Consider the following 12,764-nt stretch of genomic DNA (forward strand, 5'->3'; position numbering starts at 1 on the left):
ACGCCAGCCCGCTCGACGAGAGGCACACCCATGCGCTCCGCCCTGTCCCTGACCGCCGCCGCGGCCCTGGCCGCCTCGGCCCTGACGGCCCTGCCGGCCGCCGCCGCTCCCGACCACGCCGGACCGCCGCCGTCCCTCGGCGACGTCGCCGTCGTCCCGCTCGACGACCGGCCCTTCCCGGCCGTCACCCCGGTCGAGATCGCCGCCGCCGGCGGCCACACGGCCCTGACCCCGGAGACCGAGCTCCTCGGGGAGTTCTTCACCTACGGCCAGGCCGACGCCGTCGGCCAGTGGTGGTCCGAGACCGCCGCCGAGGCCGACGCCTCGGTGGTCGCCCTGCCGATGATCGCCTACGGCGGCCTCGTCGCCTCGCGCACGTGCGCCACCGACCTGACGACGGCCCGCGAGCGCCTCGAGGTCCTCGAGGACGTCAAGGCCGCCGACCCCGAGCACCCGGTGTACGCCTTCGACGTCATCCAGCGCCTCACCATCGAGCCCACCAGCGGCTACCCGGGGATGTACTCCGGCCCGGTGCGCCGCTGGGCCGAGCTCATGGACCAGGTGGAGAACCTCGGCCGCGAGGACCTCCGCGCCGCCTACGAGGAGGTCGCCGCCGAGATCCCGCAGGAGATCAAGGACGACTACCTCTGCGCCCGGGCCCGCAACCACGAGGTCAACCAGGACATGGTCCGGGCGGCGGCCGCCGGCACGATCGACTTCCTCGTGCTCGGCCAGGACGACGCCAGCGAGTTCGGCCCGCACCGCGCGGAGAAGGAGGCGCTCGCCGCGCTCGTCGCCGAGCTCGGCGTGGGCGACCGCGTGAAGATCTACCCCGGCGCCGACGTCCTCGGCGCGCTCCTCACCGCCAAGCACGTGGTCGAGCGTCTCGGCGTCTCCCCCACCGTCGACGTTCAGTGGTCCCGCACCGCTGGCGACGAATGGGTGGCGCCCTACCAGGACATCCCCTACGGCGAGCTGGTGGACGAGTACATCACCACCCTCGGCGCCCAGCGCTCCGACGCGTCCGACGCCGACGTCCTCCTCATGGCGAACACCTCCGGCGCCGGGTCGCTCGAGCCGTTCGTCGACGGCGTCCACGAGGCCGTGGCCCGGGGCCGGCTCGTCGCCGTCGGGGACGACGCCGTCGCCGGTGTCGTCGACCCCGAGCTGCGAAACCTCCTCGCCCCGCGCATCGACCTGGCCGAGCTCGGCGGCTGGTCGGGCTGGAACGTGGGCATCTCCCTGTCGCAGTCCGTGGTGCGCGCCGCGCTGCTCGAGGCGAGCCGGCAGGCACCGCTGCTCGCCGGCGACGCCGACACCAACGGCGCGCCCGTGCTCGCCGCCCGCGAGGCGCTGCTCACCCGGGCGGCCGCGGCCCACCAGCGCCTGCTGTTCGAGGAGCTCGTCCACACCGACCTCTACCGCAACCACGTGCGCACGGACGTGCGGGACCTCGCCGTCGCCGCGGGCGACGACCCGCAGTACATGACGACGTCGTTCGAGAGTGCCAACGCCCTCGCTGTCGAGCGCACCGAGCCCCTGGCGCGGGAGCTCTTCGCCGAGGAGTTCGCCGGGGTGCCGATGCGCCTGGGCAGCGACGGCCGCACCGAGCACACCGCCGTCGTGGCCTCGCTCGACGCCCTGGGCCTGCACCTGGGCTGGCCGCGCTACCAGGAGCTCGACGTCTTCCCCGAGATCACCCTCGAGGACCGTGCACCGGCCGCACCGGTCTCGGTGGCCCTGCTCCCCTGGTCCACCGAGATCCGCCCGGAGGCGGCGGTCGAGCTCGGCCTCGCCGCGGTGCTGCGCAACGACACCGCCGCCCCCGCGGAGGTGACCGTCGCTGTCAGCGCCCCGCAGGGGTGGACCGCGCCGGCGCCGGCGACGCTCACCCTCGACGCCTTCGAGGTGGCCGACGTCGACCTCGCGGTGACGACGGCGCCGCTCGCCCCCGAGGCACCCGCGACCGTCGAGGTCGTGGTCACCGCCGCCGACGGCACGAGCGTCACCGCCGCGACGACGGTCGTGGCCGTGTGGCGCAACGTCGCCCTCGCGAGCTCGGGCGGCTCGGTCGAGGCGTCGGGGTGGTGGAACCAGTACGCCCCCGAGCGGGTCATCGACGGCAACACCGCCTCCGTCGCCAGCCGGTGGATCACCGACCCCGCCCCCGCGCACTGGCTCGAGGTCACCTTCGCCCGGCCCGAGCCCGTGGACTCGGTGGGCCTGTACCAGTACAACGGATACCTGCTGAACGACTACACGATCTCGGCCCTGGTGGACGGCGAGTGGCAGGTGGTCAGCACCGTCGTCGGCAACACCGAGGTCGCCCCGCTGCACACCTTCGGCGCCGTCGAGACCACCGCCCTGCGCCTGGACATCACCGGGACCCGCGACAGCCGGGTGCGCCTGTACGAGGTGGAGGTGACCTGCCGGACCAGCACGCTCTGCGACTGACGGAGCCGGCCGGCCCCCCTGATCAGGGCCTTCCCCACCCGCGCCCGGTGCGCCGCCTGTGCGGCGCACCGGGCGCTCTCGTACCGACACGCCGCGGCGGCGGTCCAGCACCTACCGAACCGGCGCGTGATCCGCGAGGATGTGGGCGAGCCCTTTGGAGATGCCCATGAGCCTGCGCGCCGCCCGCGGGACCCGAGCCGCCGCCACCACGGCCGCGCTCCTCACCACGATCGCCGTCGCGCCGGCCGGCAGTGCCGCCGCGGCCCCGGTGACGACGGCGTACATCGTCACCCTCGACGAGGGCACGGACGCTCGCGGGATCGCCCGGGCCATGCAGGTCGTTCCCGAGCACGTCTACACCGAGGTGCTCGACGGTTTCGCCGCCGACCTCACCGCCGGGCAGGTGCGGGCGCTGCGGGAGAACTCGCACGTCACCGGCGTCGAGGTCGACCACGTCGCCCGGGCCGTCGAGCCCGAGTCCACGGCACCGGCCGGGACCACCACGACCGCAGCCACCGCAGCCGCCGTGCAGCCGCTGCCCGCCTCGGGCGAGCTGTGGGGCCTGGACCGCATCGACCAGCTCGCCCTGCCTCTGGACAACACCTACGGGTACGACGAGACCGGCGACGGCGTGACCGTCTACGTCATCGACACCGGCATCGACACCGCCCACTGGGACCTCGGCGGCCGGGCCACCAACGTCTACGACGCGTTCGGCGGCACCGGCCAGGACGAGAACGGCCACGGCACCCAGGTGGCCGGCATCATCGGCGGCGAGCTCTTCGGGGTGGCCAAGGAGGTCACGCTCGCCGGCGTGCGGGTGCTCGACGCGAACGGCGACGGCGCCTACTCGGGCGTCATCGCCGCGCTCGACGTCGTCGCGCAGACCTCCGCCCGCCCGGCCGTCGCCAACCTCTCCCTCGTCGGCCCCTACAGCCTCGCCCTCAACCAGGCCGTCAGCCGCCTGTCGGACTCCGGTGTCGCCGTCGTCGTCGCCGCCGGGAACACGAGCGTCGACGTGGCCGGCCTCAGCCCGGCGTCCGCCCCGGCGGCGATCACCGTCGCGGCCACAGACCGCTACGACCGCCGGGCCTCGTACAGCAACTACGGCAGCGCCATCGACCTGTACGCCCCGGGCACCGGCATCGCCTCGGCCACGCTCGACGGCAACGCGGTGATCGCCAGCGGGACCTCGATGGCCGCCCCGCACGTCGCCGGCGTCGCCGCGCTGTACAAGGGCCGCTTCGGCGACGTCCCCTCCGCCGAACTCGCCGCGCAGCTCACGGCCTCGGCGACGGCGGGGGCGGTCCAGGTCAGCGACTCGCTCATCAGCCAGGTCACCCCGAACCGGCTGCTCACCACGTTCGCCGTCACCCCACCGACCGAGCCGACCAGCGGGTTCTTCCTCTCCGACACCCTCGACGGCACCGTCCACACCACCTTCGAGTACGGCACGGCCACGGACATCGACGTCTACACGGGCGACTGGGACGGCGACGACGTCGACACCCCCGCCTACCGGCGCGGCAACACCTTCTACCTGCGCAACGCCAACACCGCGGGCGACCCGGACCAGGCCGTGGCCTACGGCCGCGTCGGCGACATCGTCTACGTCGGCGACTGGGACGGCAACGGCACCGACACCTTCGCCGTGCGCCGCGGCAACACCTTCTACATCTCCAACACCTTCGCGGGCGGGGCCGCCGACGTCGTGGTCCGCTACGGCCGCGTGGCCGACGAGGTCCTCGTCGGGGACTGGGACGGCAACGGCACCGACACCCCGTCGGTGCGCCGCGGGAACACGTTCTACCTCAAGAACGACTTCACCGGCGGGGCCGCGGACGTCGTCCTGCGGTACGGCCGCACCACCGACGTCGTCCACGCCGGCGACTGGGACGGCGACGGCCGGGACACCCTCGCGGTCCAGCGCGACAACGAGTACTTCATCAAGAACGACCTCACCGGCGGCATCGCGGAGGTCACCTTCCGCCTCGGCCTCGCCTCCGACACCACGCTCGTGGGCGACTTCGACGGCGACGGCCGGGACACGGTCGGCTACCACCGCCCCTGACCGGACCCGGCCGCACGGGAGCGGCCCGCTCCCCCTGCGTGCAGGCCACTCCCGTGTGCTCGACGGCCGTGCGTCAGCCCGCGAGCGCCCCGGCCAGTGACGCCCGGAGCGGTAGGCCCGGCAGCAGCATCGCCTGCGTCGCGTGGTAGATGTCGGCCTTGCCCGGGCGGATGGTGGCGGCCGGCTGGTTCGCCGGGTCGAGCTCGTGGTGCCACGACCCGCCGACCCGGTCGACGAACGCAGCCTGGGCGTACTCCCACCACGCACGGTAGTGCTCGGCGTAGCGGTCCTCGCCAGTGGCGTGCCACAGCGCGGCGGCGGCACCGAGCGCCTCGCACACCACCCAGTGCAGCCGCTGCCGAATGACGGGCACCCCGGACCAGTCGGTCGTGTAGACGAAGCCAGGGGCGCCGTCCACCGACCAGCCGTCGGCGACCGCGCGGTCGAACAGCGCCCGGGCGGCGCCCACCAGGTCCGCGCCGGCCGCACCCTCGACAGCGGCCGGGCCGGTCCCGACCGACGCCGCACCGCCGGCCGCACGCACCCCCGCGTCCACCTGCAGCAGGAGCCGGCTCCACTCGAACCCGTGCCCGACCGTGGCCCCGTAGGGCTTGAACGGGTCGGTCAGGTGCTCGCGGTTGTGCTCGAGCAGCGGCCGGAAGCCGGCGTCGAAGTGCTCCGGCAGGCGCCACCCGTGCGCCGCGGCCACGGCCACGACCCGCTCGCTGATCCGCCGCGCCCGCTCGAGCCAGACCGTCTGGCCCGTCGCGTCGTAGGCGGCGAGGAACGCCTCGACCGAGTGCATGTTCGCGTTGGCGCCGCGGTAGTCGCTCAACCGCGAGAAGGAGGCGTCCCACTCCTCGACGACGACGCCGAGCTCCTCGTCCCAGAACCGCTCCTCGACGACGGCGAGCGCCTCGTCCAGGAGCTCGGCCGCCCCGGGCTGGCCGGCCACCAGCGCGCTGGAGGCTGCGAGGACGACGAACGCGTGCGGGTAGGACCACTTCCGGTCGTCGACGACGACACTGCCGGTGGCGGGCCCGCCGGCCTCGACGGCGGTGAACCAGCCGCCGTGCGCGTCGTCATGGAACACCGTTCGCAGCGAGCGCACCCCGTGGTCGACGAGCTCGGCCGCGCCGGGCACCCCGAGCAGGTGCCCGAGGGCGTACGTGTGCGTCATCCGCCCGGTGACGTAGAGGAAGGCGGGCATGCCGGGCGTCGGCCGGCCGGCCACGTCGAGCCAGCCGAACCCCCCGCCGGGCAGGGCGGCGGCCCGCCCGAACTCCAGCAGGCGGCGGGCCTCGGCGGCGAGGTCGTGGAGGGGGAACGCGTCCGCGGAGTCGGTGATCGTCCTCAGCTCCCCGTGAACGTCGGGTCGCGGCGCTCGGTGAACGCGGAGACGCCCTCGGTGAAGTCCGCGGTCCCACCACTGGCCGCGCCGGCGAGCCCCTCGAGCGCCATCGCGGCACCGGCGGAGCCGGCGTCGACGGCCTGCTTGGCCATCTGCACCGCCACCGGGGAGCGCGAGGCGATCTCCTCGGCCAGCTCGCCCGCCGCGGCGAGCACCGACGCCCGCGGCGCGAGCGACGTCGCGATCCCCCAGCTCGCGCAGCGGGCCGCGTCCACCGGCCGCCCGGTGAGGATGAGCTCCTTGGCCCGCGCGGGCCCGACGAGCTCGCGCAGCCGCCACGTCCCGCCCCAGCCGGGCACGGTGCCCAGGCCCACCTCGGTCAGCCCGACCGTGGCGTCGTCGGCCACGACCCGCAGGTCGCAGGCGAGGGCGAGCTCGAGCCCGCCGCCGTAGGCGTTGCCGTCGACGGCGGCGATCGTGGGCTGGCGCAGCGCGGCGAGCCGGTCGAACACCTGGTGGCCGCGCCGGGTCCAGGTCCGCCACATGTCGGTGGCGCCGAGCCTCATGAAGTGCTTGATGTCCGCGCCCGCGCAGAACACGCGGTCCCCGGCGGAGGCGAGGACGACGACGCGCACGGCTGGGTCCGCGTCGATGCGGGCGAGCACCTGCTCGAGGTCGTCGAGCATCGCCATGGTCAGGGCGTTGAGCTTGGCGGGCCGGTCGAGCATGACGGTCGCGACCGGACCGTGGCCGATGACGACGACGCGACCGTCCGCCGCGCCCCGGCCGTGCGCGGCGCCCGTCGCACCCGCGGCGCTCACGTCGCCCGTGGCGCTCACGTCACCCGTGGCGCTCCCGTCACCCGGACCATCCGCACCGGGCCGGCTCACCGGGTCACCTCGACCTCGAGCTCGGGCCGGGGCCGTGCGGCCCGGAGGTCGAAGCCGTGGGCGTCCTCGACGAAGAGGTCGGCGTCCATGAGGCGCAGGTCCTCGGCCACCAGCAGCGGGATGGCCGCCCGGTCGAGGACGTCGCGCTGCAGGTCCACCCCGGGCGCGATCTCGACGACGGTGAGCCCCTCGTCCCGCAGCTCCAGCACCGCCCGTTCGGTCACGTAGACCACCCGCTGGTCACGTGCCCGCCCGGCCCGGCCGGAGAAGGACACCTGCGCCACCTCGGGGACGAACTTCGGCACCGGGCCGTCGGTCACGATCTCCAGCCGCCCGTCCCCGACCCGCAGCTCGCGTCCACGCCCGGCGGTGAAGTAGCCGGAGAAGACGATGACCGGCGCGTGGGCCGTGATGTCGGCGAACCCGCCGATGCCCGCGGTGACGTGCGAGTGCGCCGGCAGGTGGGAGACGTTGACGTCCCCGGCGGCGGAGACCTCGAGGAAGGACAGCAGGGAGACGTCGATCCCGCCGCCCGCGAGGAGGGTGAACTGGTCGGCGCTCTGCATGATCGCGTGCGGGTTCAGCGCGGAGCCGAACGCGAAGTCGGTGAGCGGGAAGCCGCCCACGGGTCCTTGCTCGAGCACCCACGTCATCTCGTCCTGGTGCTGGGCCTCGAGCACGACGCGCGGCACACCGGCGGACAGACCGAAGCCGAGGTTGACGATGTCGTCGCGGTGCAGCTCGCGGGCGGCGCGCCGGGCGATGACCTTCTCCGGCCCCCAGGCGAGCGGCTCGATCTCCTCGAGCGAGCGCATCTCCTCCCCCGACAGTGCGGGGTCGTACTGCGTGTGGGTCGTCTGCATCTGGTCGGGCACCACGACGACGACGTCGACGAGGATGCCGGGCACGTGCACCCGCGCCGGCGGGAGCTTCTCCGCGACCTGCCGCTCGACCTGGGCGATGACGAGGCCGCCGTTGTTGTGGGCGGCGTAGGCCTGGTCGAGGGCACCGAGGCGGCTGGCCTCGTGCTCGTAGCTGAGGTTGCCCAGCGGGTCGGCGGTGGTGGCGCGGATGATCGCCACGTCCACGGGCAGCGCCGGGTAGAACAGCCACTCGGCCCCGGCCACCCGCTCCACCGAGACGAACTCCGGGGTGGCGGCGTTCATGCGCGCCCCGCCCAGCGCCGGGTCGGCGTAGGTGCCCCGGCCGACGTCGGTGAGCACGCCGGGCTGGCGGGCGGCGGCGGCGCGGTGCATCTGGAACATCACGCCCGAGGGGATGTTGTAGGCCTCGACCTCCCCGGACTCGATGAGCCGGCGCACCAGCGGCGGGTCGAACCTCGACGGCCCAGAGGGCAGGCTCCCGGCGAAGAGGCGGCGCAGCATCCCCGGGCGGGCGATGTGGTCCACACCCTTGATGCCGTACATGTCGCCGGCAGCGATCGGGTGCAGCGAGGTGAGCGCCCGCGGCGACCCGGTGGCGGCGAAGCGGTCGCCGAGCGCCTGGAGCACCCGGTCCGGGCAGCCGAGCCCCGAGGACGAGGAGACCGTGACGGTGGCCCCGTCGCGGACGAGGGCGGCGGCCTGGTCCGGGTCGAGGACGAGGGGGGTGCGCATGGGTGCTCCTGAGCTGGACGGCGATGTCTGCGAGGACTGTAGATCGATCCACCAGCGGACGCAAGCCCCCCACCCTTCGTCCGACCCAGGCCCGCCGGACGCGCTGACGTCCGCGCGGTTCCGCCAATTCTGTGCCGCGCGGCGCTCCGACATGGCCCCCAGCGAGCCCACCCGCCCGCGCCACCCGGACGAGACCGAACCGTGACCTCAGCGACAGTTGACGCATCTCAGGTGCCGCATTAGCGTGACCGATCTACCATGAGTGTGGGCCTCTCGGCCCATGCGTCACGAGGCCTCGACCGAGGCCGCACCCGATTCCGTCGACGACGACCGAAGGGCCAGACACCATGCGCAGCACCATCCTCACCACCCGCCGGGCACGAGCCGGAGCCGCCGTGGCCGGCCTCTCCCTCGCCCTGCCGCTGGCCGCCTGCGGCGGCACCTCGGGCGAGGCCGAGGGTGACGGCTCCGCCGCCCCCGCGGGCGACGGCGAGACCTACACCCTCATCGCCGGGCACCAGCTCGCCGCCGACACCCCGTTCGACGAGGGCCTGGACGAGTTCGCCAGCCTGGTCGAGGAGAAGACCGAGGGCCAGGTGACCGTCGAGGTCCACCCCAACGCCGAGCTCGGCACCGAGACCGACATGTTCCAGGCCATGCAGAACGGCACCATGGACGTCGCGATCGTCGCCCCCGGCTCGATCGCCGAGTTCGTCCCGCAGGTCTCGATCCTGTCGATGCCGTTCCTCGTCACCAGCCGCGAGCAGCGCGACGAGATCATCGAGGGCCCCATCGCCGAGGAGCTCGCCGCCACGATCGAGGAGACGTCGGGCATCGTCCCGATGAGCTACTTCGGCGGTGGCGTCCGCCAGATGTTCTTCACCGAGCCGGCCGAGTCCCTCGACGACATCCAGGGCCGCCTCTTCCGCGTCCAGCCCTCCGAGGTGCTCACCGACGCGTTCGGTGCCGTCGGGCTCGAGCCCACGGTGGTGGCCTACAACGAGCTCTACAACGCCCTGCAGACCGGCGTCGTCGAGGGCGCGGAGAACGAGTCCGTCTACATCGACAGCCAGAAGTTCTACGAGCCGGCGCCGCACATCCTCCAGACCAACCACGAGGTCACGATCCGCCCGCTCATCATCGGGTCCCAGACGCTCGAGCGGCTGCCCGAGGACCTGCGCGAGGCGGTCCTCGAGGCCGGCGAGGAGGCCGGCGCCTTCGAGCGTGAGCTCGAGGCGCAGGTCGACGACGAGAAGCTCGCCGCCCTCGGCGAGATGGAGGGCGTGACCATCACCGAGGTCGACACCTCCGGCGTCGAGGAGCAGGTCCGCCCGGTGTGGGAGCAGTACGCCGCCGAGTGGGGCGCCGAGGACATGCTCGAGCAGATCCTCGAGCTGCGGCAGTGACGACCGTCGCCGACCGCCTCTACCGGCTCACCCTGGGGGCGGTCACCCTCCTCCTCGGCGTCCTCACCGTCGTCGTCTCCTACCAGGTGATGGGCCGGTACGTGCCGTTCATCCCCCGGGCGCTGTGGACCGAGGAGATCGCGCGGCTCTGCCTGGAGTGGCTCGTCTTCCTCGGCGCAGCGCTGGCGGTACGGCGCAACGAGCACTTCATCATCGACGTCGTGCCGGCCCGGTACGAGGCGCGGGTCGCGCGGCCGCTGCAGGTCGTCATCCTCGCCTTCCTCACAATCGCGGCCGTGGCGATCTTCCTCGGCGGGCTGGCGTTCGCCGAGACCGGGGCGACCCGGACGTCGACGACGTCGGGGATCCAGCTCGTGTGGGCATTCTCCGCGGTGCCGGTCGCGGCCGCGGTGACGCTCGTCTTCATCGCCGAGCTGGCCCTGCGGACCTTCCGGGGCGAGTCGGTGGCGGCGTTCGGCGACCGGCTCGTGGACGAGACCGCCTCCACCTCGGGCGTCCGCGGCGTGGAAGGGGCTGGTGAGTGATGGCAACCGTCGCGATCTCGCTGCTCGTCCTCTTCGCCGCGATCGCCCTCCTGCGTGTCCCGATCGCCTACGCGCTGATCCTGGCGTGCCTGCCGTTCTTCCTCTCCAACGACCGGCTCAGCAACGAGCTGCTCGTGCAGCGGATGTACGGCGGGGTGGACTCCTTCATCCTGCTGGCGGTGCCGTTCTTCGTCCTGGCCGGGGCGATCATGAACGCGGCCAAGGTCACCGACCGGCTCCTCGCGCTCGCCCACGCCCTCGTCGGCTGGGTGCGCGGCGGCCTCGGCATGGTCAACGTGGCCACGTCGATGGGTTTCGGCGGCGTCTCGGGCTCCTCGACGGCGGATGTGGCCGGCCTCGGCTCGATCCTCATCCCGCAGATGGTGCGGCGCGGCTACAGCTCGGGCTACGCCGTCGGCATCACCGCCGCCTCCGCGGTGATCGGCACGATCATCCCGCCGAGCATCCAGATGGTCGTGTGGGGGTCGCTGACCAACACCTCCATCGGCGCGATGTTCCTCGGCGGCGTCATCCCCGGCATCCTCATCGGCGGCGGGATGATGCTGGTCGCCTACATCGAGGCGCGGCGCAACAACTACCCGGCTGAGCCACGGCTGCCGTTCTCGCAGGTGCTCAAGGCCTTCCGCGACTCGGTGCTCGCCCTGGGCATGATCGTCATCGTCCTGGGCGGGATCGTCGGCGGGTTCGTCACCGCCACCGAGGCCTCCGTGCTGGCGGTCCTCTACGCGCTGTTCCTCGGGCTCGTGGTGTACCGGACGATCTCCCTGCGGGACCTGCCGCGGATCTTCCGGGAGAGCGCGCTGCTCACGGCGCTGCCGCTGTTCGCCCTGGCGGCGGCCGCGGTCTTCGCCTACCTGCTGGCGTTCTACCGGATCCCGTTCCTCTTCGAGGACGTCCTCGCCGGGGTGCCCGGCTGGGCGATCCTGTGGGTGGTCGGGCTGATCTTCCTGGTGCTGGGCACGTTCCTCGACGCGCTGCCCGCGATGGCGATCATGATCCCGGTGCTCGCCCCGGCGGTCACCGCCGCCGGCGTCGACCCGGTGCAGTACGGCGTCGTCGCGGTCATGATGCTGGCCTTCGGGCTCATCACGCCGCCGTACGGGCTGTGCCTGCTGCTGGCGTCGAAGATCGGCCGCATCCCGGTCATGCGCGCCGTGGGGCCGATGCTGCCGTTCGCGGCGGTCATCGTCTTCACGATCGTCCTGGCGATCCTCGTGCCGGGCGTCGTGCTCTGGCTCCCGGGCCTGGCCGGCTGACCTCTCGACGACGAAGCCCCGCTGCCGAACGACGGCGGCGGGGCTTCGTTGCTCCAGGCGGGACCCGTCAGCGGCGCGGGCGCCAGGACAGCGTCGACGCGCGCAGCCGCAGCTCCGGCTCGACGAGGCGCACCTGCGCCGGCCCGGGCGCACCGATCTGCTCCATGAGCAGCGCCGCCGCCTGCGCCCCCACGGCCACCGGGCGGGTGGCCACCGAGGTCAGCGACGGGGTGAGCCAGCCGGACATGACGATGTCGTCGAAGCTGGCCACGGCCACGTCCTTGCCCGGCACGAGCCCGCGCCGGTACATCTCGGCGTACATGCCCATGGTGACGACGTCGGAGAACCCGACGACGGCGTCGGCGAGCCGGCCGTGGTCGAACACCTGCGCCATGGCCCACTCGCCGGCGTCGGAGTAGTTCGTCGCGGTGGCGGTGCGCTCCCCCGCGTCGAGCTCGACCCCCTCACCGAGCCCGCGCCGCAGCCCATCGATGCGCTCGAGGCGGGCGGAGGAGTGGGCGGGCCCGCCCACCAGCTGCACCGAACGCACCCCGATCTCCCGCAGGTGACGCCCCAGGGCGGCGCCCGCGGCGACGTTGTCCGGCCCCACGTAGTGGTGGTCGTCGCCGAAGTGGCGCATGACGAGCACCAGCGGGGTCTCCGACCGTGCGGTATAGCGATCTACCTTTGCGGGGTCGGAGTCCTGGGCGGGGTGGAGGAGGATGCCGTCCACGTGCCGCTCCACCATCGTGGCCAGCAGCTCGGCCTCACGGGTGGCCTCGTCGTGGCTGTGCCCCACGAGGACGGTGTAGCCGCCGTCGTGGAGGTCGGACTCGAGCGCCATGACCAGCTCGGAGACGAAGGGGTTGCGGATCTCGGTGACGATGATGCCCAGGGTCATCGACCGGGTGCCGCGCAGGCCGGCGGCCCGGCGGTCGTAGACGTAGCCGAGCTCCTCCATCGCCTCGCGCACCCGGGCGCTGGTCGCGGCGGAGATCCGCCCGCTGCCGCGCACCACGAGCGAGGCGGTCGCCCGGGAGACCCCGGCGCGCACGGAGACGTCGTTGAGCGTGACCCGCCCCATTGCTGCTCCTTCCGACCGCTCGATGCTACACTCCGTTAGATCGATCTACCAAGGTCGTACGGACCGGACC

General features: G+C 73.3%; 9 protein-coding genes. 5 read left to right on the top strand and 4 right to left on the bottom strand.

Features of this window, described 5'->3' with window-relative positions:
• Positions 1 to 30 precede the first annotated feature (30 nt).
• Both AAEM63_RS15850 and AAEM63_RS15855 read left to right on the top strand, forming a co-directional pair.
• Positions 31 to 2,454, top strand: a complete 2,424-nt coding sequence (locus AAEM63_RS15850) for a DUF4127 family protein (RefSeq protein ID WP_341359194.1) — start codon at positions 31 to 33, stop codon at positions 2,452 to 2,454.
• 166 nt (positions 2,455 to 2,620) lie between these two features.
• On the top strand, positions 2,621 to 4,525 hold the full coding sequence (locus AAEM63_RS15855; RefSeq protein ID WP_341359195.1) for a S8 family serine peptidase: 1,905 nt from the start codon (positions 2,621 to 2,623) through the stop codon (positions 4,523 to 4,525).
• 73 nt (positions 4,526 to 4,598) lie between these two features.
• Here AAEM63_RS15855 and AAEM63_RS15860 read toward each other — a convergent pair whose 3' ends face one another.
• Genes AAEM63_RS15860 through AAEM63_RS15870 form a run of 3 tightly spaced genes read right to left on the bottom strand, consistent with a single transcriptional unit; the run spans position 4,599 to position 8,382 of the window.
• Positions 4,599 to 5,882: an AGE family epimerase/isomerase gene (locus AAEM63_RS15860; protein WP_341361395.1), complete on the bottom strand. Its 1,284-nt coding sequence runs from the start codon at positions 5,880 to 5,882 to the stop codon at positions 4,599 to 4,601.
• Positions 5,879 to 6,715 carry an enoyl-CoA hydratase-related protein gene (locus tag AAEM63_RS15865; protein WP_341361396.1) on the bottom strand — a complete coding sequence of 279 codons (837 nt, stop codon included), beginning with the start codon at positions 6,713 to 6,715 and terminating at the stop codon, positions 5,879 to 5,881. The genes AAEM63_RS15860 and AAEM63_RS15865 overlap by 4 nt, the downstream gene beginning before the upstream one ends.
• A gap of 47 nt (positions 6,716 to 6,762) precedes the next feature.
• Positions 6,763 to 8,382 carry a CoA-transferase gene (locus AAEM63_RS15870; RefSeq protein ID WP_341359196.1) on the bottom strand — a complete coding sequence of 540 codons (1,620 nt, stop codon included), beginning with the start codon at positions 8,380 to 8,382 and terminating at the stop codon, positions 6,763 to 6,765.
• Positions 8,383 to 8,729: 347 nt separating this feature from the next.
• Between AAEM63_RS15870 and AAEM63_RS15875 the strand changes: the two genes are divergently transcribed.
• From AAEM63_RS15875 to AAEM63_RS15885, 3 genes are read left to right on the top strand one after another with little or no spacing between them, the layout of a single operon-like run.
• Entirely contained in the window at positions 8,730 to 9,788 is a 1,059-nt protein-coding gene (locus tag AAEM63_RS15875) for a TRAP transporter substrate-binding protein (protein WP_341359197.1), read from the top strand.
• On the top strand, positions 9,785 to 10,333 hold the full coding sequence (locus AAEM63_RS15880) for a TRAP transporter small permease (RefSeq protein WP_341359198.1): 549 nt from the start codon (positions 9,785 to 9,787) through the stop codon (positions 10,331 to 10,333). The genes AAEM63_RS15875 and AAEM63_RS15880 overlap by 4 nt, the downstream gene beginning before the upstream one ends.
• Positions 10,333 to 11,610, top strand: coding sequence for a TRAP transporter large permease (locus AAEM63_RS15885; protein WP_341359199.1), 1,278 nt, complete (start codon positions 10,333 to 10,335; stop codon positions 11,608 to 11,610). The genes AAEM63_RS15880 and AAEM63_RS15885 overlap by 1 nt, the downstream gene beginning before the upstream one ends.
• Before the next feature lie 67 nt (positions 11,611 to 11,677).
• On the opposite strand, the gene AAEM63_RS15890 is transcribed toward AAEM63_RS15885, so the two are convergent.
• Positions 11,678 to 12,694: a LacI family DNA-binding transcriptional regulator gene (locus tag AAEM63_RS15890; protein WP_341359200.1), complete on the bottom strand. Its 1,017-nt coding sequence runs from the start codon at positions 12,692 to 12,694 to the stop codon at positions 11,678 to 11,680.
• Between the last annotated feature and the right edge of the window lie 70 nt (positions 12,695 to 12,764).

Origin of the sequence: Georgenia sp. M64 (genome assembly GCF_038049925.1) — a bacterium.
In the GTDB taxonomy this organism is placed as follows: Bacteria; Actinomycetota; Actinomycetes; order Actinomycetales; family Actinomycetaceae; genus Georgenia.

Bases quoted from the DNA above. Each gene is read 5' to 3' on its own strand.
- AAEM63_RS15850 (WP_341359194.1), top strand. From the start codon at position 31: ATGCGCTCCGCCCTGTCCCTGACCGCCGCCGCGGCCCTGGCCGCCTCG.
- AAEM63_RS15855 (WP_341359195.1), top strand. From the start codon at position 2,621: ATGAGCCTGCGCGCCGCCCGCGGGACCCGAGCCGCCGCCACCACGGCC.
- AAEM63_RS15870 (WP_341359196.1), bottom strand. From the start codon at position 8,382: ATGCGCACCCCCCTCGTCCTCGACCCGGACCAGGCCGCCGCCCTCGTC.
- AAEM63_RS15875 (WP_341359197.1), top strand. From the start codon at position 8,730: ATGCGCAGCACCATCCTCACCACCCGCCGGGCACGAGCCGGAGCCGCC.
- AAEM63_RS15885 (WP_341359199.1), top strand. From the start codon at position 10,333: ATGGCAACCGTCGCGATCTCGCTGCTCGTCCTCTTCGCCGCGATCGCC.
- AAEM63_RS15890 (WP_341359200.1), bottom strand. From the start codon at position 12,694: ATGGGGCGGGTCACGCTCAACGACGTCTCCGTGCGCGCCGGGGTCTCC.